The organism is Actinobaculum suis (genome assembly GCF_900618115.1).
Classification (GTDB): Bacteria; Actinomycetota; Actinomycetes; order Actinomycetales; family Actinomycetaceae; genus Actinobaculum; species Actinobaculum suis.
Window position 1 is genome coordinate 183,438 of the sequence record NZ_UYIO01000001.1, and the last position, 21,801, is coordinate 205,238.

The 21,801-nt window shown below is 58.2% G+C and carries 7 protein-coding genes; 2 read left to right on the forward strand and 5 right to left on the reverse strand.

Annotation, left to right across the window (positions count from 1 at the left end):
* Nucleotides 1-70 precede the first annotated feature (70 nt).
* Together H8274_RS00775 and H8274_RS00780 are read left to right on the forward strand one after the other, a co-directional pair.
* Nucleotides 71-1,684 carry an ABC transporter permease subunit gene (locus H8274_RS00775; protein WP_185933571.1) on the forward strand — a complete coding sequence of 538 codons (1,614 nt, stop codon included), beginning with the start codon at nucleotides 71-73 and terminating at the stop codon, nucleotides 1,682-1,684.
* A gap of 177 nt (nucleotides 1,685-1,861) precedes the next feature.
* A complete protein-coding gene (locus H8274_RS00780) occupies nucleotides 1,862-2,689 on the forward strand; it encodes a sugar ABC transporter permease (protein WP_231583117.1) in 828 nt (275 codons plus the stop codon).
* A 202-nt stretch (nucleotides 2,690-2,891) separates the two neighbouring features.
* Here H8274_RS00780 and H8274_RS00785 read toward each other — a convergent pair whose 3' ends face one another.
* The 5 genes from H8274_RS00785 to H8274_RS00805 form a co-directional block, all read right to left on the reverse strand.
* Nucleotides 2,892-5,180 carry a UvrD-helicase domain-containing protein gene (locus H8274_RS00785; RefSeq protein ID WP_244924598.1) on the reverse strand — a complete coding sequence of 763 codons (2,289 nt, stop codon included), beginning with the start codon at nucleotides 5,178-5,180 and terminating at the stop codon, nucleotides 2,892-2,894.
* Nucleotides 5,180-12,220 carry a DEAD/DEAH box helicase gene (locus tag H8274_RS00790; RefSeq protein WP_185933573.1) on the reverse strand — a complete coding sequence of 2,347 codons (7,041 nt, stop codon included), beginning with the start codon at nucleotides 12,218-12,220 and terminating at the stop codon, nucleotides 5,180-5,182. The genes H8274_RS00785 and H8274_RS00790 overlap by 1 nt, the downstream gene beginning before the upstream one ends.
* Nucleotides 12,221-12,222: 2 nt before the next feature.
* Nucleotides 12,223-17,307 (reverse strand): DNA methyltransferase, encoded by a 5,085-nt coding sequence (locus tag H8274_RS00795; protein WP_185933574.1) that lies wholly within the window; start codon nucleotides 17,305-17,307, stop codon nucleotides 12,223-12,225.
* Nucleotides 17,300-20,371, reverse strand: a complete 3,072-nt coding sequence (locus H8274_RS00800; protein WP_221884746.1) for a DEAD/DEAH box helicase — start codon at nucleotides 20,369-20,371, stop codon at nucleotides 17,300-17,302. The genes H8274_RS00795 and H8274_RS00800 overlap by 8 nt, the downstream gene beginning before the upstream one ends.
* Before the next feature lie 464 nt (nucleotides 20,372-20,835).
* Nucleotides 20,836-21,720: an SDR family NAD(P)-dependent oxidoreductase gene (locus H8274_RS00805; protein ID WP_221884747.1), complete on the reverse strand. Its 885-nt coding sequence runs from the start codon at nucleotides 21,718-21,720 to the stop codon at nucleotides 20,836-20,838.
* Nucleotides 21,721-21,801: the final 81 nt, after the last annotated feature.

Sequence of the window (21,801 nt, forward strand, 5' to 3'; positions counted from 1 at the left end):
AGGCTGAGCCGCGCCCCTGGCGCTAGTGGCGCTAGTGACGCTAGATACGGCTAGAAAGTGGAACGGAACTATGCAGCAAACCAAGCAACCGGCCCGAAAAAAGCGGCCCGCGGAACGGAAGGCCCTGAAAATTCAGGCGCCGGAAGCTCGTAATTGGTCGGCGGGCTTCGTAGTGAAACTGGTGCTCGTGGGGCTGGTAGACGCCCTGGGCATCTACGTGTTGACGCAAACGTTCACGGCCCGTTCGTGGACGCTCTTTGCCATCGTGGCGGTCCTGCTCATCGCCATAAATTACATTTATTTCTCTCGGCGTACCCTCGCTTCTAAATACCTAATTCCAGGGCTCGTTTTCCTGCTTATCTTCCAAGTGTTCGTGATCCTATATACCGGTTATATTGCGTTCACGAACTACGGGGATCGGCATATGCTCACCAAGGAAGCGGCCACGAATTCCCAGCTGGTGCGCTCTTCGCAGCGCGTTCCCGATTCTCCGCAATACCCGCTCAAAGTGGTGGAACAATCCGGAGACTTAGGTTTTGCCGTACTCGAAGACGGCAAAGTGCTGGCAGGTACGGAAACCAAACCGCTCGAAGAAATAAAAGGCGCGCAGGTAAACGGCCAGCAGATTACGGAAGTGCCGGGTTACCAGGTACTTACCCCGCAAGATATTAGCGCCCGGCAAGCCGAAATCATGGCTTTGCGGGTGCCGATTTCGGAAGATATAAACGAGGGCGCGATCGGCACCCAGAATGCTTCCACCGGTTTCGTCTTCCGCTCCACCATGAGCTACGATCCGGCTACGGAAACCATTACCGACCACGCTTCCGGGAAAACCTATAAGGCCGACGATTCGGTTGGTTTCTATGTTTCCGAAGACGGTCAAACCCTCGATACCGGGTGGCGCGTAACCGTAGGGTTCGATAACTTCAAGGATGCCTTTGGCGATTCCCGCTATGCCACGCCCTTCCTGCGGGTGTTGGTGTGGACATTCGCTTTCGCTTTCCTTTCGGTAGCCACCACTTTCCTGCTGGGCATGTTCTTAGCGATCGTGCTCAATAAGGAAGGGATGCGCGGGCGCAAGGTGTACCGCACCTTGATGCTTTTGCCTTACGCTTTCCCTTCGTTCATGACGGCTTTCCTCTTCGCCGGCATGTTCAACTCGAAATACGGGTTCTTCAACGAGGTACTGTTTGGCGGCGCAGAAATCCCGTGGCTTACCGATCCGTGGCTGGCACGCGTGTGCGTGATCGCGGTGAACTTGTGGATGGGCTTCCCCTACATGTTCCTGATCTGCACGGGTGCTTTGCAGTCGATCCCCGCGGATTTGAACGAAGCGGCAGAAATCGATGGGGCTACCGGCCTGCAAAGGTGGCGTTACGTTACCTTGCCGCAGCTCATGATCCAAGTAACGCCCCTGCTGATCTCTTCCTTCGCCTTCAACTTCAATAACTTCAACCTGATCTACATGTTGACCAATGGCGGCCCGCGTTTCGACGACGCCCAGGTGCCAGTTGGCGCTACCGACATCCTCATTTCGATGGTGTACCAGATATCCGGCATGTCCGGCGAAGCTACCCGTAATTACGGTTTAGCTTCGGCGATGTCGCTCCTCATCTTCGTGATCGTAGGAACGATTTCGCTCATCAGTTTCAAGAAGTCGAATTCTATGAAGGGGGCGGAGTAAATGCGCGGTACGAATGCGGCAGAAACGGCTGGCGGAGCAGGTGCAGTTTCGGGCACCGGTGCGGCTGGCGGTGCCGGTATAGCCACCACTGCGGGCACGACGCCGGAGCTGACTACTTTGCCGAAAGAAACTGAGGTGGCGCAAAACCACCAAAAGTTCGGTACGTGGTTCCGGCGCATGGGGTTCCGGCACGTAGTGGGGATAGTGGCGGTCATCTACTCGGTGTTCCCGATTCTCTACGTGCTTTCCGCGGCGCTCAATCCGAGCACCAAAACCACCTTGACGGGTGCGAACAAAATGTTCTCGGAGGTTTCGCTAGCGAACTTCACCGATCTTTCCAATTCCACCCTGTTTTGGACGTGGTTCGGTAACACCTTGATCATCGCTATATGTTCCGCCCTCGGTGCGGTGGTAATGGGCGCGGCCGCGGCCTACGCCTTCTCCCGTTTCCGGTTCAAGGGCAGAGAAATCGGGCTCATGGGCCTGATGGTGGTGCAGATGTTCCCGCAACTGCTGGCCTTCGTGGCGATTTTCTTGCTCCTCACCCAGTTGGGGCAGATCATCCCGCAGCTCGGTTTGGATTCGAAACTCTCCCTGATTTGCGTGTACCTGGGCGGGGCGCTCGGTTCTAACACGTTCCTCATGTACGGGACTTTCAATTCCATTCCGAAATCTTTGGATGAGGCAGCAAAGATCGACGGCGCCACGCACGGCCAGGTGTACTGGAGGATCATTTTGCCACTCGTAGTACCCACCTTGGCTGTGGTAGCCCTGCTGGCTTTCATCGGGGCTTTCAATGACTACGTGCTGGCATCCACCATTTTGACCAGCCAAGACAATTGGACCCTTTCCATCGGCATGAACCTGTGGGTGGGCGGAAACGAAAAGCAGTGGGGTTGGTTCGCCGCCGGCGCGGTAATCGCCGCCCTGCCGATCCTGCTGCTCTTCCTCTTCCTGCAGCGTTACATCGTTTCCGGCCTCACCGGCGGCGCCGTAAAAGGCTAAGCCGCAGAGGCGGAGCAGGGCTCAGCCGCAACGCGGAACATCGCTGCCGCAGAGGCGGAGCAGAGCTCAGCCGCAAGGCGGAGCATCGCTGCCGCAAGGCGGAGCATCGCTGCCGCAAGGCGGAGTCGAGTTCTGCTGCAAGGCGGAACATGTAACTACGCTCAGCGCCCCGGGTTTCCCGGGGCGCTGGGAGTTAAGGCGCCTATTCTGCTAAGAGTTCGGAAGCTTCGCCGGAGTAGGTAATAACCAGTTGATCGCGGGCGCGTGATGCTGCTACGTATAGCAGGGCGCGCTCGCGATTTTCTGCTTCATCGCGCTCCACGTCCCCCAAACCTTCCCGCAGGAAAGGTACATGCCTTTCATCCACGCCCATCATTATCACGTGCGTGAATTCCAGGCCCTTCGCGTTGTGCATGGTCATAAAGGAAACATCGCGGGTATCTACGCCGTGATTGGCGATTCCAGTCCGCACCGTGGTAACTAAGCGGTTCGTACGCACGAGCACACCAATCTGCACGGAAGGATTAGCACCGGTTGCGCCCGCTGCTGCGCTACCTGCATCGTTAGTTGCCGCACTAGTGTGGCCGAGCCAGCGGTTGATATATGCGGCGGCGAGGGAGATTTCTTCGGGCAAGCCGGTGCAGGCAATGATTTGTGGTTCGGGCCCGGAACGGGCGGAACGGTAGCCGGCCAGGTTTTCGCTTTCCCCGGCAGAATCGCGCCAATCGCCACCTTCCAGCAAACGTATCGCGTAGCTCAGGTTTTCCCGCGTAGTCCGATAGTTCAAAGTGAGCCGGCGGGAAGAACCACGCGTATGGATCCCATAGTGGGAAAGCGTGAGCTGGCGGCCGTAAATTCGCTGGTGGGAATCTTCCGCCAAGAAAATATCATTGCGCCCTTCCCGCGTGGCCGCCCGCAAGAACCGCCAATGCGGGGCCGAAAAATCTTGGGCTTCGTCTATCAAAGTGTGGTCGAAAAGTGGTTTGCCGCGCACCAGCCGGGCCGCCAAAATTGCCATCCCGCTCCACGGTAACCGCCCGCTTTCGCTACACAGCCGCAGGTAGGCTGCGCACGTTTCCCACACGCCTTTGCGTTGGCGCCGGTTCAGAGCCCGGCCCCGGCCCGTACGCTTCACCCGCGCATATTCCGGCCACGTAGAAATTTCGTGGCCGAACACAATATCTTCCAGTTCACTACGCAAAAAATCGGTGCTTTGCAGTTCCGGGTTTTCCAATTGCGGGGTGAAAGCCACGGCCTGGTGCCAGAGCTGTTCTTCCGCCTTCGCGGATAGCACTCGCGGCTTATCCCGGAAAGTCACCCCAAATACGCCTGCGCTCGCCGCTTCAATTTCTGCCCGGTTGGCATTATCGACCACGTACCGGGCCACGGCGTCCACCCCCATAATCGTCAGACCGGGCGCGCCGGGCGCGGTAGCACGCGGATATCCGGGCGTGAGGCGGCTCATCTGGTCTTGGAGAGAGTTGGCGAGCGCGCGCGTGAACGTGGTAAGTAAAATCCGCGGGTTTTCTACCGGGCTTTCGCGCAAGAGCCTATCGGTACGGTGAAGTACGACGACGGTTTTGCCAGTCCCGGCACCCCCGGAAACCTTGCTGAGGTTGCCTTCCACTATCCCGCGCTGCGAGGGATGCAGGAAGGTGAGCCAATCGCCGAAATTTTTAGTATCCAGAACGCGGCGCAAAGCTTCCTTATCGTCCTTTTCGAGGAACGTGTAGTGGGCCTGCGCGGCGGGCAGGGCAAAGGAATCAATCACGGCCTGCGAGTTCTGGGGATCTTGCACATCCGGCGGCGTAGCAGACGTTTCGATGCCGAGGGATTCGAGGGTTTCTTCCAAGCTGAGCCCGGCCAGTAGGGAACTAATGGCGTCTTGTTCCCAGGCGGGGCGGGAAGCCAAGATCGCGGTGAGTTCCGGGGCTTGCGCGGAATTAGTGCGCGCCACGATTTCGCGCACGGCCTGGGCGGTAGCCAGGTCGATACCGATACGCTCATGCATAACTTCCGGCTCCGGCAAAGTATCCACCAAACGCGGGCCGGCCGTGGTAGCCGGTACGGTAGCCGGTATGGTAGCCGGTACGCCGGAGGCCGCGGCCGGCCCGGCGGGTGCTTCTACCTCGGTGATTTCTGGGACGCCATTTACCGGGTTGATGGAGATAACAACTCTTTGGGCAATATCGCGCGCCTCTGCTACCGGAAACAGAGCCTCATACACGTATTTTCGGCCGCCGTCTTCCCCCACGAGCTCAAAGACGAGGGAGCGGTAGTTCTCGCTAATAATGCCCAGGCGGGCGCGCGGATCGGCCGCACCCGGCACCTTCTCCATCTGTATTGGGGTTCCAGCGGCGCGGCGTTCTTCCGGCGTGCGCTGGAGCGAAACCAAATAGTTCATGGCCAAAGTGCGGACATCTCCACGTGTATCAGAAGAGACTTTTTTGCCCAAGATAACCTGCCCAGCAGGCGGTTCATAGATTTCCATCACTGCCCCATTCTCGGTAGGGAATCCGGGATATCCCCGCTACTAATCTGCTCCAAGCTGTACCACTGCGCGCCCTGCGTATCCGCGCCCTGCGTATCTCCGCCTTGCGTATCTGCATCCTGCGCGCTTGCGGCCTGCGTATTCGCGCCCTGGGCGCCCTGTGCCCCTGCACCTTGTGTGCCGGCGGCTCCCTGCGTATCTGCGCCCTGCGTGCCTGTACCTTGTGCGGCGGCGGGTTCGGGCGTGTACGCGGCGCTGGCGGGAATGTCTTCCGCGGCAAAGGCGAGGAAAATCCGACCCAGCCAAGAAGCTACGGTGGGGATCCCGCCGATTTCTTCGCCAATCATTTCTGGTGCGGCCACGCCGGCCCGGCGCAAAGCATCCAAAGCTTCCACCACATCCGGCTCGCCTTCGTACTCGGCAAAAGCGGCGTCCCAGGAATCGGATTCTGGTTCGGGAACCGGGGCAAGATCTGGCATAAAGGCCGCGCCCTGGGTGAAAAGCTCGGCGCCGTCATCAAAGCGCACGGTAATAGAATTAGTAGAAGTGTAGAACAGGTTCAGCAGGTGGTGGTAGATAGCCCAGTCTTCCTGTTCGAAAGCATCCGCGATCGAACCATCACTGTTCACGCCTTCCAGGGAAATAACCACCGGGCTGCCCGAGGTGTTGTTACTATTCTCCTTCTTTGGCAAAACCACGCGGCGTTTCCAAGCGGGTAGCGGGCTGGCCCCGCCGCCCTGCACGGAGTCCAGGTTGCTGCTGACCAGGGCTTCTAGCTTGGTGCGGGTGGCTATTACTTGGCGCCGTTGCAAGTTCGGATTGCGCAAGAGGTCAAATAATTGGCTGAGCGGATCGGCGGTAATCACCTGCTCCAATTCTTGGTTGCCAATAACGTTCGGATCGGGATTGTTTTGCACGTCGTAATACCATTCGGGGCGATGGTTGGCAGTATTGCCCCCGGTTTCGCGTACTTCTTGATACCAGTCCAGATCGGCCCAGGTGATCGTCCACGGGATAATCCCGTAATCGTGCAGGGCGTGCCGGTTGCGAATATCGTCCGCAAAAGTTTCCTGCTTGTGGAAAGCATATCCGTCCGTAAATACGGCAATCTGGATCGGTTCACGATCCCCCGAAGCCCAATCGGTAGCTTCGAAGAAGAAATCCGGCTGCACCAGAATATTCGAATCGCGCAATATTTCCTGTTCTCGCATGTGCCAAGTGCTGGTTTGGCCCGGGAACTGGAAAGTAATAGTGCGCTGCCCGTGCGAATTGATAGTGCTTTGCGATGCAATATTGCGGTCTTGCAAACCTTGCCGGAAGTATTCGCGGAAACGCACTTCCAGTTCCGAAGCTGGATCTGGTTCTGGTTCTTCTTCCAAAATGGTTTGCTCATCCCAGCCTTCTGCCGGCGGTTCGGTATCCAGATCCGCCGCCGGATTATCGGTAAGCAACTTGATTAGTGAAGCTTGGGCAGAATAACGGGAAGTGTTGTGGATTTGCCCGTGCAAAGTATAGGGCAGCAAACAGTTCGTGCAGCATCGCCGGCCATCTTCCCCGCAATCGCAATTCCGCAACCGTTGCCAGGTGGAATACAGCAGGTTCCACACGCCGCCAGGTTGTTCAAACTGCATCAAATAGCCCGTACCGCCCGGCACCACATCATGCAAAAGTAGCGCATCAGTAACCCCGGTACTGGCCTGGCTGGGCACCCGCACCGCGGAAATATCTAGATTATCCGGATCTCCCCCAATCACTTCCCGGAAGCCGAGCCGCAAAGCCGCAATCAAAGACGGCAAAGCCTCATTATCCCCGCGCGTAATAAACTTGGGGATCCGCAATAGCACACCTTGCGTGGTCAACTCCCGACCCAAAAAGATAGTGCGTGGCTCCAAATTTAGTTCGCTACGCAAAGAACACCACGGCCGGTGGTCATACCAGTGGTTAGTACGATCATTGGAATCTTCATGCCCGCATTCGGGGCAAACCCGAAAGCCAGGAGCTTCATATTCCTGCCCGCTAATAGCGATTTTTTCGCCGCTCCCGCGCCCCAAATTCAGCCACCGCAAATCCACTTGCGGAAGTACTTGCACACCAAAACCCTTATTCGTGTACCAGTTGCGGCTCACCCGCGCCGAATCAAAATTACAGGTGAGTACCGTATGGAAAACGGTTACCCGCCGCTCGTCACGATCATCGCCGATCGCATTACGAATCCCATCGGCATCCGCGGAAACTTTCCGGAGTTGGACCACCGCGGCCCGCTGGCCGGCGTCGTTCCACTTCGTATCCCCGCACGCCGGGCACACCCGACTCACGTTCGTACCGGTATCGCGTTCCGAATAGCTACAACTCGGGCACAGATGCCACTGTTCAATACGAGAGCTTTCCGGCCCCAAATCCACCGCGGTAATATCTGCACGAATACCCTGGGCATAGAAACTCGCCCCCGGGGCCAGCTCTTGCAAAGCTTGGGCCGCCCCGCGCGTGTAATCGCGCCGTTCAATCTCCCGCTTTTGGGTCTCCTCATCAACCCGCGAAATGCCCACGGAAAGTTCCACCGAATCGTCAAGCAAAGTGAAGTTCGGTAGCAACCCGGTGCGTTCCATACCGGAAATCCAATACTCTTCGTTCCGGTCCACACGTAACCGCATGGCGTGGCGCAAATTCGCATTCGCGGTACGGTACTCAATTTGGGCGCCCGTTTCTTTACCTGCGGCAGCAGCACCTTCCTGGCGTTGCAAAGTAGCCTGTTCACTGGCGCTCAAAGGTTCGAGTTCGGCGCACAATTTTTTGAGCTGCTCGATGCGTTCGGTAAGGCTGCGTTGCTCTTCCGCCCAGTCCAGTTGCTGGGCGGTGAGGGTGCCAATGAGATCGCGCGGGCCATTCCCGGTAGCCCAAGCCCGTAAACGCTGCGCATCTTCCGGGGTAATAAAATCGCTGAGGGTAGCCAAAAAATCGTTGAGCACGCCCTCAATCCCCGCGCCAATACGTTTCTGTATTAGCGGCACCAAATTATTTTCCGCGTACCCAAACACGGAGGGGCTGTGCCGCACGCCCGGTTTTTCCATAGTGTCTAGCAGCCGGGCCAAAAATTGCCGTTCCACAATTGCGGTGGCCCGCAAAAACGCCGTCGGCGCGGTAACGTCACCATCAATCATGGAAAGCGGCCACGCAATTTTCGGCAAAGTTTCCCCGCGCCCCCGCGAAAGCGTAACCGCCAGCGAATTCCCGGTTTTTCGCCCGGCTCGCCCCACCCGCTGCTGGTAGTTTGCCACCGTCTTCGGCAAAGAAGAAAGGAAGACGGTAGAAAGATCCCCAATATCAATACCCATCTCCAAAGTGGGGGTGGCAACCAGCACGTTCGGGGCATCCGGCGCGGCCGGTTCGTTCTTCTTGCCCTTGAACTGGGTTTCCAGGTGGGCGCGTTCTTTTTCGGAAAGCAAAGAAGAATGCTCGGCGGCCATAACGGTACGCGGCGAACGCGAAGTGTACAGATTTGCGTAGTAGCCATCCGCAATATTTTCCTGCCGCAAATAGCCGTCACAATCAGCCACGGGGCAAGCCATGCCCACCAAATCCGGCACCTTCGAAGCGGCCACGGCGAAGGCGGAACGGCACGTATCGCATTCCAGCCCCGGGCGCGGGCGCGAGGCCCCTTCCGGGCGGGTAGCGGTCTCGGTCCGTTCGGCGATCACCAAGTCGGGATCGAGCGCAAATAGTGCTTCTTTACGTTCCTGGTGCGAGGTGGCGGCATCTGCCCCCGCAGGCGTGCCCGAGTGCGGGTGGGAAGCCCAGCGGGAAGGGTTGTAGGCCCGCGCGTTTTGGGGGCGGATTTGGCGTAACAGGCCCCGTTCTGCCAGTTGGTAGGCAAGTTCGACGACGCACCTGCTGGCCTCATGCGGCCCCAAACCTTTAATGTGTAATTGCCGCGCCGTCCACCGCGCGTACCGGCCCTGCGGAGAAGCGAGCGGAGAAACACACAGCCGTTCGGCAGCTTTATTCGAAAAGGGGCGGCCGGCCCGCGGAAATTCGGGGCCCCCACCGGGCGGGAAAGTGGGTATACCTTGGCTGCGGGCCGAACGCCGGTTGAGCAGATACGTATCCGCATTGGCTTTCAGGTAGCTATCGAGCCACCTGTGGTATATCCCGCCGCGCTCGCGAATAATTTCCAGGAAGCCGCGCGCCCATTGGATGAGGGTTTCTGCGGAAATTTCGAAGCCTTCCAGGGTTTCGGGCAGGCCGGCCACCGCGGCTTGCGCGGCGGCTAGAAGGCTCGGCTCGGTGGCATCCACAAAGGCGCCGGCCGTGCCGGTGAGCATGAGGGAGCGCGGCAGGTGGGATCTTTGCCCAAATTCTTGGGCCACGTCGAAGGAGATCCGTTCCCGGGCGAACCGTTCTGCCTTGCGGTGGGCGGAACGGTCTGCTTCCGTATCGGGTTCCCAATAGGGGCGGTAGGCCCGAATTTTGGCGATATGGGCGGGTAATAGTTCGTAGCGGCGCCGGCATACTTGCGCATTGTGGGCTTTTTGTTTTTTACCGGCCACGCTGTTTGCGCTAACTTGGCGGCGTTCGATTTTCCCGGTGCGGTCCATCATTTGCCGGGTGAGTTCGGTTAGGGAAATTCCTTCTTCCGGGATGGCTTGGTAGATCAGGCCGCGGAAGGTGAAAACATGGGAACGGTCTTGCACGAAGGCGGCGCGGTGGGCGGCGTCTTGCACCGAATCCGTGAAAACCAGGGTTTTCTTTTCGGAAGCGTCTAGTTCCGGTAAACCAAACAGGTTCGAAAGCGCTACCGAAAGGAGGGTGGCGATGGAAGAACCGATATAACGGATCGAATCGGGTTCCCCGCAAGAAGGGCAGATTTCTTTATTGGCCCGCTCTTCGCTGTCTTGGTGAGGAGCGTAGGTAACTACGGGAACTACCCGGGCGGTTTGGATGTCTTCTTCGCTCGGTGCGGAGGTGAGGAGGTGTTTATTTTCGGCATCTAACCAGTAGTTGCAACTGGTAGCGTCACTAGTTTTGACGCCGGCAAAGGCCCGGCCTTCTTCCCGGGCTTGCCCGGCCGCGGCCTGGGCGTCCATGAGGGGGCGCTGTTTGCCGCTGTTTTGAGCGCTGGAACGGCGGATTTCGGTGGCGTCTTCTACCAGTTCGGCTTCGCTGCCGGCCCGCAAAGAACCCATCCACCCGGCCCGCCCGCAATGCCGGCAATAGCAGGCAGGAAGCCAAGTGGCAGTATTATTGCTTTCTTCCAGCGGGCCATCATCGGACCAGCGGAACAGTTTTTCTCCGGCTTCCGGTTCGCCAACCAAACGGTCCACGCGGGAAACTTCGCGGATCCATAAATGTGTTTCCACGCCGGGTACGAGCAAACGCAAGGGCGAATCCGCGGCGGTTACTACCGCTCGCAGGGAAGCCATAAATTCTAGGGCGTAGCCCATAAATAGTTCCGGCAGCGACTCCCCGGCCGCGTTTTCCGAACGGGCCGGAATCGCATATTCGGCCACAAACCTTTCGGTAAGCGAAGGCACCGCCCAGCGCTGGCGCCGATCATTTTCCGGTAGCGGTGCCGGCCTTTCCCGCAGCGGGGCCGGCCGGGCCGCCCACTGCAAAATATTCTTGAAAAGCGGGTGGAGCGCGTAGGCGCGCAAGAGCTCTTCCGGCCAAGGAGCAGCGCTGGTTTCTGCCAGGGAGGGTGTGGCGGTGGATTCTGCAGCGCTGGCTTCTGGGGTGCTGGCTCCTGGCAGGTGGGGCAAATGGGGCAGGTGGAGAACATGCCGCGCAAATATTTCTTGTACAAAAGCGGCCCGCAATTCACCCGGGTCGGCAGTTTCTGTGTTTGCGGCCGTGCCGTTTTCGAAAGCTTCCATCGCCGCGCACACTTTGTGCATAGCTTCCCGGGCCGCCGCGGCATCAAACTCGGAAGCAAGCGGCTCCGCATCCGGCGCGGCGCCGGGCGTGCTGTTTTCCGCGCGGCCCGCGGTAGCGGTATTGGGTGCGGTATCGGGAGTAGTGCTGGTAGCGGTATTGGCAGCGAGTTCGGCGCGGAGGCGGGCGGACCACCGTTCATAGTCCATGAGGTTTTCGCCTATTAGCGCCGAATCGGGGAAGGGCGTGCCGAATACGGTGTGTGCGAAATCGAGTACTTCGGAGGCTTTATCACCCAGGGTGGCAGAGGTAGCAACGGGAGTGATTGGCCCGAGCGGTACGTGCGGGTCCGGGAACCTATCGGGAGCGAAATCGCGCAGGCGGAGCCCGAGCCGCCGTAGCAGGAGGGCAACATCGGTGCCTTGCGCGCCGTCATAAGTGTGGAATTCGTCGAGCACGATGTATTGCAACGATTGGGCGGATAGTTCCCAGAGGGGCTGGTCGTCGTCTCGCAACAAAAGCTGATCGAGCATTTTGTAGTTCGTCAACAAAATATCTGGCGGGTCTACGCGCATGGCCGCGCGGCTGCTGATCAAGTGTGTGGAAGTGGCGCGCTGGCGTTGCTGCGTGGTGGCACCCGTATAAATACCGCCGCGAAGGCCGTGCAAACGTTTATCTTCGGCAAGGAGGCGGGCCAGGCGGCTTTCTTGGTCGGCGGCAAGCGCGTTCATCGGGTAGATAATGATCGCTTTGATACCGCCAATGCCGGCGTTTCTGGCGCGCAGCGCGTGGTCGATAATCGGGTAGAGGAAGGCCTCCGTTTTTCCAGAACCGGTACCGGTAGCCACGATGGTCGGCTGCGGGCCGGTGCCGGAAGGATTGGCAGCATCGGAACGCAACCGGGCGAAAGCACGCGCCTGGTGACTGTAGGGCTGGAAACCTTCCGGAAGCCAGCTCAAAGGCTGGGTGGCAGATGTACCGTTTTCTGGGGCGGGCTGGTAGGGCAGGCGGACGCGGATGAAGGGGCCGTGGAACATGCCGTCTACCGGGTCCGTCAGGAAATCTTCCAGGGCTTGGGAAGTGGCCGGATCGTTCAGCGTGAAGGAACTCGTAAGGTATTCGGAGATCCCCGCCTCAATGCTTTTAGCGGCCCCTATCGGATTTAGCATCGCCATAGCTACCGATCACCATCCTCGTTTGGCCTAATAGACGCGTTTGGCTTAGGAGAAAGCAGATTTGCGGGCTGTGCCGCCGCATCTTCTTGCCGTGCCGCCTTGTTTTCTTTCTGTGTGGCAACGCCCTGCCAGTATTCATAAGCTTTTCGCATATCGGCTTCGCGGTCCAAAACCCGGAAAGGATATTCGAATACGTAAGTGACGCCGGATTGCGGGTGCACCCAGGTACGGGCTTCCTCGCTGAGTGTGCCTCCTTCGCCGCTCTCTATAGCGGAACGTTCGGCCCGGGCAATGTTGTTTTCCACTAGGCGGCCATTAGCGTCATAGAAATCAACTTCGTCGTAACGCATCCGCATTACCGGGAACTGGGTGCGGTAAATCGAACACAGCTCATCGGCCGTGACTCCGAAATTGATTGCCGCGATCGCATCAATATCAATTTGCGCCTTCCGGCGCTCTGCCGCATTCCGGATTGGCACCTCTGGAGTCCAAGGCTCACCCGTACAAGCCTCCCAAAGATCCGCATAAGCAGAAGTCAAACAGTTAAGCCGCAAATAAATCCGCGCCGCGTCATCCAGGAGAGGAGAATCCCCGAGGGGGAGGTTTGCGAAATCAGTAGCAGAAATATTGGCGCGTTGCTGAACGCGGAAAAAGAAATCGTCGAAAAGGGAAGAAGCCATAGCACCGGCTCCAGCCGCTCTAATAGAATCCGTAGGGCCGATAGTGGCGACTCCATGGACATGTGCAGTACCCGGGGGAATAATAGCAGGGTATAGAGTACGAAAACCAGTATTTGCTGCCATATATCGCCAGGCAATGCGGTAGAAAGACCGCACGGGTTGCTGTGTGCCGTTGATTTTCCAGGTGCCGTAGTCGGCGGCGTAGGAATCCTTTTCCGGGTCGGGTTGATACCCGGTGGCAGGGATGAAATCGCTTGGAATTGCTTCGATATCGATTTCTGTCCAGTCGAGATTGTTTCGTAGAGTTTCGTTCGGCTGTTTTTGCATGGGCAGGGAGATGCCGAGGTGTGGGCCTTGCAAGATAACGTCTTCCCAAGAATCCGGTACTGCCCAGCCGCGATCAAAATAGCCCTTGGTTTTATCAATCGTTTCATCCCAACCACGCGAAGACTGCAGTTCTAGCCTGCTGATCCGGGGTTGTTGAGCAAGTTTTTCGAGAACATTGGCGGCATCACGGTTAACGGTATAGACCATGCGGGTATCCAAAACCGGGGTTTCCGGGCCTTCCATGACGGCATGCCAAACTTGAAGTTCGTTCTGGTCTACCTGGATGATGCGGTCACGATGGGGGCGCAGATCCCACTTGTTCTCATCATTTTTAATACCGGGAGCCGGGCCAGAACCATCATGCCGCAAAGAATCTACAACAGTTTGCGGGTGGTAGAGGGATACGGCTTGTAGGAAACTAGGGAGCTCTAATGGATTCCCGTAGACATGAACACCGTAGGAAACCAGGTGGTGTATATCAAATAGGGATAGTTCGTTGACGAACTGCCAATGCCGGCGCAGGCGCAAATACGCTTCGCGGCGCAATGCTGCTGCCCCAACTTCGCCGAAGTGGGATTCGGGATGGATGAGCGACACGATGCCAGTAGGTGCCTGGTTGCCCCAAGTGCGTTCCATGAACCCGCGATACAGATCAGATTGTTGATTGACCAGGTGGGGGTATTCAGGCGTGGAAGAAAGAGAGGCAGAGGTAGCAGCGGTTTCCGCCAAGGAATCAACCAGAGCTCGCCTGCCTGCAGGGGTTGCCAAAATCGGTTCGCGCCATTCCCTTTTCTTAGCTTGCGTGGCACGCGTGAAGATAGCGAAACGAGGATCAAATTCGGCCAAAACGCCATCTTCGTCGCTACGGGGCCGCACCCAGGGCGGGTTGCCGACCTGTAGGTCAAAACCGCCGCGCGCAAAAACAGTGGCAAAGTCTAGATCCCAGTGGAAGAAACCCTGCTGAGCGGCAATAGACTCTACTGTTTGCAGCCACGGATGTGCGGCAATAATCTCCGGAACGGAGAGTTGCACGCCGCCGGTAGAAATGGCCAGGCTCTCGGCAGAAGCTAATTCCTCCCAATCCATTCCGGCCACCAGATCAGGCCCAGCTGCACGGTAGTCACGAAGCTGTGTTGGCCTGATATTACGGGCATAATCAGCCTGCCCCAAAATAGCTTCGAGCGTATCCAACCACTCATCTACCGAAGGCGGGGCCGAAACCCGAGAACCAGACTGTTGGCGAACGTTCTGGTTTGCTGCGCCGCTATCGCTCTCTTCCCGATCTTCCTGCGGGTCACCCACTACAGAGAAAAGAGTTCCAGCATCTTTAGGTTCAGCGGTTTCGTCAAGGTTTAGAGGCCAGAACCAGAGAGCACACCACGCGTCCATAACCAGCCGGAGCCGCCCATAAGCACCGGAAGTGTTTTCAAAAAGTTCCGCCTCGATTTGCTCACGGGAAACGGCCTGGGTGTGGGTAGGAGTTTGGCGGCCCCACAAGGGAATATCGCGATGTACTTGCTGTTCGGCAATTTCGATGCGGCGCAACGCGAATCTCCACAGGATCTCCACCCGCTCCGAAAGCCCAGCTAAGCGGCGTAACTGTTTCGCCGTGAATTTGCGTTGCACGCTCCGCCGCCAGGTGCGCAGCTCCCGAATAGAATCTCCGGCATATTTGGATAGACCTTTCGCCTCCACTGCCGAACCCCAACCCTTAGAAGGCAACAAGAAGTGGAAAATGCGTTGAGTATCCGAATCCCCGCTCACCAAATCTTCAGTATCAAGCCTGGCACCACTATCAGCATCACTACCGCCAGCGGCTAATTCTTGCGGGCTACCAAAAGTGAGGCGCGAACGCTTGGCCGGCTCATGCAAATAAGCTCCGCTAACCACTTGAGAAGGAGCATATGTTGCATGCAAAGCACCGATTAGAGAGTTACCGCGCCGCAAACGCAAACCAAACCAAGGCGCTTGCAGACCCGCCGTCATCGTATCTAACCAGAGCGAAATTTCGGCAAGCTCTACCGCGGTGGCATTCAAATCCACCCCGTACACCTGATGCAAGGCAATATAGGATTTCACTTGCTGAAGTTCGCGCGTATAAGAATCTGCCGGAATGGATTCGCCCAGCTCTTCTTGCCGAAGGTCTAAATAGAGGGTGGCAAGCTGGCGTACCGCCTCCACGGCGAAGGCCCCGCTCCCGAGCGCTGGTTCGCAAATATCAAGCTGAAGAATATCTTCAGCCCGCGTGATCGTACCCGCGGCCTGGAGTTCCGCAATAGCTTGACCAACCGTGAACTCGGTGAGCACCTGCGGGGTATAAAACGAAGCCGAACGTTCCCGATCGCGAGAAGACTGCCGGAACACGAAACTGCCCCGCCGGTGAATCCGCCGGGTAGAAACCAGCTCCCCAGCAGAAGACCGCTGGGTGGACATAACAATCGACTCTTCTGGCAAATCGTCGATTTTGTCCAGGCTTACCAGCCACGACCCCTTATCGGCTTCCCCATTCGGAGCAACTTCTACGAGGTCTTCTGCGGCCACCAACCCCCGGTAAGACATGAGGCCTTCATACACTTGGCCAAGCTCGGAAACCCCCAGGGACGCATAAGAAATAAACCCGCGGTCTTGTTTGGCTGTTTCCGGAGTGAGCAATAGATTCGTGAGCACATCCGTAAGTGCCCGGTTAGAAAGCTTGACCCCATCAATCAGCGGAGTAGCTGCAGGCAAAAACAGATCCGCCGATAGCGCCTCGAATCGCAAACCCGGCAAGGAATCATCCGGGCTGGCCGGGGAAGAATTATTGCCCTCGTTGACGAGGCGGAAAAGAATTTGCAGGGAATCATACAAGTGTGTGCCCTGCTCTTCTGCCACCGAAGCAGGCGGCTCCAGAATCAAATCCCGCAACCGGGAAAGGCTATACCCGGCCTGATAGTCCGGATCGCCCACTGGCAAAATCTGCAATTCCGGGGAAGCTTCCGCAAACAGCAAGAACAAAATCCGGTACAAATACCGCAGGGCCTGGCGGGCCAAATCATCCCCATCCACACTGGCCGGATCTGGAAGCACAGTAGCGCTGCCAACGGAATCCGAAAGCGCGCTAGTAGCGTCGGCAGAAGTAGCGCCGGCAGGATTAGCGTCGGCAGGATTAGCGTCGGCAGGATTAGCGCCGGCGGAGACACCAGCGCCAGCGGAGATAGCAGCGCCGGCGGCAGGGCGGTGTTGGTCACGGAGGCGGTCAAGTACGTCATTGCCGATAATCTCAATCGAATCCCGTACCGCTCCGCGCAAAGACTCCGAAACTTTCATGGAGTGGTTCACCGCGGCCTCCCGCGCCTGCGACCACCAGCAATTACCTTCCGCATCCTGGGAAGTGTTTTCAAAGGCCAGGGCGGCCACTACGTGCCGCAATTCGCCTTTCACGCGTTCGTCTTGCCGCTCCACCGCCAAAGCCACATTGATAGCCAAATATCGGCCCTGCGCCCAAGTTTCCCGTTCCCCTAAAACCACCCACTGGCCGGCAAACAAAACCGCGAAGGCCGGTTCCAAATCAGACAGAAAGGCCTGCCCCACAGCTTTGAAAACGTCTTGATAAACAATATGCGGGCTGTCTTTTTCCCGCACCGGCAAAACCAGACTGCCCAAAGCTTCCGGAGTATCCAAGAACGGCAAATTTACCGCCAAAACGCCATGCCGATAACTGCCCTGCATGGTAACCAGTTGGCCCGGTGCGCTAAACCTAAGCGGTTCCTGGCTTTCCGCATAACCAAAAGCGCGGCGCAATAACCGGTTAGCCTGCGCCGTGCCCGGCTGCTCAGCATCCCCGGCCGGTACCGGGCTTTCCGGGCCGGTATTTATACCGACGTGGGCAACGGCGTCGTTCCGTTCTTCAACCTGCGGTAACACTAACGCCAGCTCGGAACGCACCGCAGAAAACCGCTCCCACGGATTACCCGGATACTCTTCCCACTCCCTGCGGCGGGCATTTACCAGGTTTTCGAAAGTTTCCCCGCGATCAGAAGTGGTGAGGTAGTAGTCGGAAATCCATTCGTCGATGTTTGCGAAGGAATCAAAGCTAGCCAAGGTGTACCTCCGGGTAAAGCAGAAGCAGGGGACGGACCGTGAGCCGGTCAGGTTGTAAAGAATCAGCCAGTTCGCGTTCGCGCTGGATCTCCTTAGCGGTACGAATCACGCGCTGCGTACTATGACCCGCACGTTGAACTTGCCAAGCATCAGCCCGTGCCCGCCACGAATCCAAGCGCTTTTGCGCATTTTTCTGGTTCGCCTCCAAAGTATTATTCGCCAAAGTTTCAGCGCTCCGCACGGCCTGGATGATCAACTCTTTAGCCCCGGCCAGATCTTCCGGTGCAAGTTCGCCCGGGTTCACCGCTTCCTCAGAAATTTCGTGTTCGCGCAACCAGGAATATGGATTGGAAATCGTTTGCGGGAACACCGTGCCGGCGTAGCTCTGCGCGGCCACAAAAGAACGTGCCACCACCTGGCCCAAACGGTTCGAAATCGTGGCTACCAAAAGCACGCACGGTTCCGAAATCTGCGGACTCACCGCCGCGGTAATCGTTGGCTTGGTAGAAGCATCGGAAGCCAAGGCACGATCGGCCGCCCATTGGGTTACCGGATGCAAAGGCCCCAGATAATGCACGGCCGGCCAGGTGGTATGCGAAATACCTTCCCGCGCCTCCCGCAAAGAAGCATTCGCACGGTCGGGCCGGGTAGCCAATGCAAGTTTCGTTTTCACCCCGCGCTCAGCCACATAGTCTTGCGGCAAAAAGTCTAAACGCCGGGCCAAATCACGCGGCGGGGTCAAAGAAATAACGCCCTCCTGTGCGTGAATCTCCAGCCCCACCCCGCCCTCGCTGAGCGGCTTGCGGGAAACCTGGTCAAAACCTTCCTCCAAAGCGCTCACCAAATAATCGGCTTCCGTGCGGTACAAACTGCGCGGCACCGGGCGCGCAAAAGATTTCGACGCCGCCGGCTCGGCTAACCCCGCGGCGGGCGCGGGCGAGGCGGCAGTGGCAGGTTGAGCGGCGGCTGGTTGCGCGGTGGCAGTGGCCGGTTGCGGGGCGGCAGTGGGTGCGGTGGGCGTGGGCGTGGCGGGTGCGGGCGCGGGCGTGGGCCCTTGCGGGCGGTCTTCGGGGCGCAGCAAAGACAGCAGGAAAACATCGGGGTCCTGCGTGGTAGTACCCACGGTTTCGCAGGCTTTGGCCACGGCCTGTTCCGGATCGGGTACGGCCTCATCCAGATCTACTTCTCCGGCCAGGACCTGCCGTATTTCTTTTTCTTCGGCCTCTACCGAAGTTTTCCCCATGAGCAAGGATGCATCGCCAAGCACGCGCGTGGCTTCATGTTCGCGTTCGATAAGCCGTTCAAAAACGCGTAGTTCGCCGACCAGGGAATCATCTGCAGGATCGAGCAGGAGGGCGGCGATGCGCGGGGATTCGAGCTGGCCATAACGGTCGATGCGCCCATTGCGCTGCTGGATGCGAATCAGCGACCACGGCACGTCGAAATGAATCAGATCGTGGCAGCGCAGGTGCAGGTTCACGCCCTCGGAAGCAATATCTCCGGTAACGAGCACGCGGATGGGCGAATCGGCGCGTTTGAAATCATCAATAATCCGCATTTGCTCTTCATCAGAAAGCCCGCCGTGCATGATCTCCACGGCGCCTTTCCCCAACTTGAGCTGCTTTTCCAGATTTTCTTGGATCCACCGCAAGGTAGCGTTACGTTCCGAAAAGACCACGGCCCGGGTTTCTTTGCCGCGGCCCACCCCGATCTCTTCCAGATAAGTAATGAGCCGTTGCAACTTCGCGGACTTATCCGGCGTTACCTGTTCCGCCACAGCACGCAAATCTGCCAAGGCCTGGCGTTCTTCCGGATCCTGGGCGGCCTTGCGGCGATTATCCACCGTTTCGATGAGCGCAGCCGGGGAAGAGAGCGCGGCCTTAAACAACGTCCACGGGAAAAGCCTTTCCACCCCGGAAATACCGCTGCTGCGAGAACCAGTACGTGAAGCGGGCAGCCAGCGTTCGGAAAGTTCGCGCAACACGGCGTTTTCTTCCGGAGAAGCGGGGACGAGGATATTGCGCGGTTCGGAGCGCGGCGCCCAGCGCGAGCCGACCTCACGGGCCACTTCCGGGCTATTGCGATGCCGGCGCACGATCAGCTTGGAGGCTTCTTCCACTTGGATGGAACCGTTTGGGAGTACCACCATGGAATCGAGCATGGAAAGAATTTCGGTGAAGGAGCGCGGGTCACCATTGTGCGGGGTGGCCGAGGCGAGGATAAGGGCGTCTGTGCGGGAGGCGATGAGGCGGGCCAGCTGGTTGTTTTGGGTGCCCGGATTGGAAGCATTGTGGATTTCGTCGATCACGGCGGCATCCCACCGCACTTTGCCCAGCTGGGCGCGGTAGCGCGGGGATTTCAAAGTATCGATAGAAACGATTACGCGCGGATAGTAAGTGAAAGGGTTACGGGAGGCGGGCAGTTTTTGCCGCACCCGCTGAATCCCCGCAGAATCGAGCCGCACCAGCGGGATCGCAAACCGGGCCCACAGTTCTTGCTGGGTTTGTTCCATCATGTGTTTCGGGGTCACCACGATAATTCGTTCCCCGCGCCCGCGCGCAATCAGCTCGCCCAGGATCATGCCGATCTCGATCGTCTTCCCCAGGCCCACGGCGTCGGCCAACAAAATACGGGGGCGGATCGAATCCGAATCGAGAATTTTTTCTACAGCCGCGAGCTGGTAATCGAGCGGATCGGCAAGCATCCGGTCCGCCACCGTGAAGGAGCGTTCATCGAGGGGAACCGGGATTTGCCGCAAAGCAGATTCGACGGCGAGGCGCGTGCGGCGAAAATGCGGGGAATTATCGGCACGGATATTGACGTCATGCGGGTCGATAGGCGTGACCTGTTCGAGGTCGGTGAAGAAAACTACTTCCTGATCGCGCACGTAATCGGAAACCCCGCGCGCTTCCAAACGCCAGGCACCGCCGCGGGCCCGTTGCACGCGCTGCACAATCCACCGCTCAGACCGCGCAATGATGAGAGAACCCGGAGAAAATTGGGCCTCTGGAACCGTATCCACAGAATCTGGAACCGCATCCGCGGAAGCAGGTACCTGCATCATTGCTCCATCCTCACAAAAACTTCGAACCTTACGCCCGTGCCCGTGCCCGTGCCGGTGCGTGGCGGCGGTTTGCCTGGGCCGCGGTTTGACTGTGCCGCGGTTTGGCTGTGCCGCGGCCTGGTTAGGCGTATGCCCGGGTGGGCTTCTGCCCTGCCTGAGCCACGGCCTGGCTGTGCCGCGAACCGGTTGTGCCGCGAACCGGTTGTACCGCGGTCTGGCTGGGCCGCGAACCGGTTGTACCGCGGCCCGTTTGGGTTACCGGCGACAGTAGCAGTGTAGTCGGGCGGCGCCGCGGTTGCTTTCGAGTTTCGTCCAAGGCCTTTATTTGCTGCGGTAAAGGTGAGTTTTGTGCGCTGGATACGGCGAAGGCCGGCCGCGGAGTGTTTTCCGCGGCCGGCCATAGTTGCGATAAAACCCGGGGCTGTTTACTGGGCAGGTGCGCCTTTTACTGGGCGGGTGCGCCTTTAGGCGAGCATGCCGCCGTCGACCCGATATTCGGAACCGGTAACGAAGGAAGAAGCATCCGAGGCGAGGAAAAGCACCACGTTAGCTACTTCTTCGGGCGTGGCATAACGGCCCAGTGGGATGCCTGCCGCCATTTGATCTCGCGGCGTATCGCTTTCTTTCTCCAGGTAGGAGATCATGTCTGTATCGGCCGGCGAGGGGTGTACCGAATTGACCCGCACGCCGTGGGGTGCCGATTCTTGCGCGGCGAGGCGCGAAATACCGGTAATGCCGAACTTGGAAGCCACATAGGGTGTGATCGGGCTGGGCCCGGCAATTAACCCGCCAATCGAGGACATATTGATCACGCTGCCCGAACCTTGCTCCCACATAACTCGCAGGCCGTAATGCATTCCCAGCCAAGTGCCGCGTAAATTGACGGCAATTACCCGGTCGAAATCGGCGGGATCGATTTCCGTGATCGGGCTAACCGGCCCTGAAATGCCGGCATTGTTTACCAGGATGTCGATCCGACCCCAGGCTTTAACGGTGGCGTCCACATAATTTTCGACGTCGGCGGCCTTGCTTACATCTGCGGGCACCAGCAGTACTTGGTCGGAGCTGGCGCCGAGATCCTGCGCGGCTGCTTCCAAAGCCTCCTGCTCCAGATCAACGAGAGTTACTTTCGCGCCATTAGCGAGCAGTTTTTCGACGATTGCTTTCCCTAAGCCGCGGGAAGCTCCCGTAACAATGGCGATCTTTCCTTGCAAATCTGCATACATATCCGCTTCTACCTCTTCCCTGTGGTTACGGAGATGCGGAGGGGAAGTACGGCGGTGATGAGTAAATACGTGTGCACCTAGCTCGTACTTCTGCACTACCGACCACGCATACCATTCTCCCATTCGAAATGGCGTTAATTCTGGGATGCGTGTCCCAAAAATAGTGAATTAGCGCCGAAAGAAGGGTGTGGGGAGATGATAAGG

Excerpts from the sequence above, each read along its gene's own strand:
- H8274_RS00775 (WP_185933571.1), top strand. The coding sequence starts at position 71 with ATGCAGCAAACCAAGCAACCGGCCCGAAAAAAGCGGCCCGCGGAACGG.
- H8274_RS00780 (WP_231583117.1), top strand. The coding sequence starts at position 1,862 with ATGGGGTTCCGGCACGTAGTGGGGATAGTGGCGGTCATCTACTCGGTG.
- H8274_RS00785 (WP_244924598.1), bottom strand. The coding sequence starts at position 5,180 with ATGGAAATCTATGAACCGCCTGCTGGGCAGGTTATCTTGGGCAAAAAA.
- H8274_RS00790 (WP_185933573.1), bottom strand. The coding sequence starts at position 12,220 with ATGGCGATGCTAAATCCGATAGGGGCCGCTAAAAGCATTGAGGCGGGG.
- H8274_RS00800 (WP_221884746.1), bottom strand. The coding sequence starts at position 20,371 with ATGATGCAGGTACCTGCTTCCGCGGATGCGGTTCCAGATTCTGTGGAT.
- H8274_RS00805 (WP_221884747.1), bottom strand. The coding sequence starts at position 21,720 with ATGGGAGAATGGTATGCGTGGTCGGTAGTGCAGAAGTACGAGCTAGGT.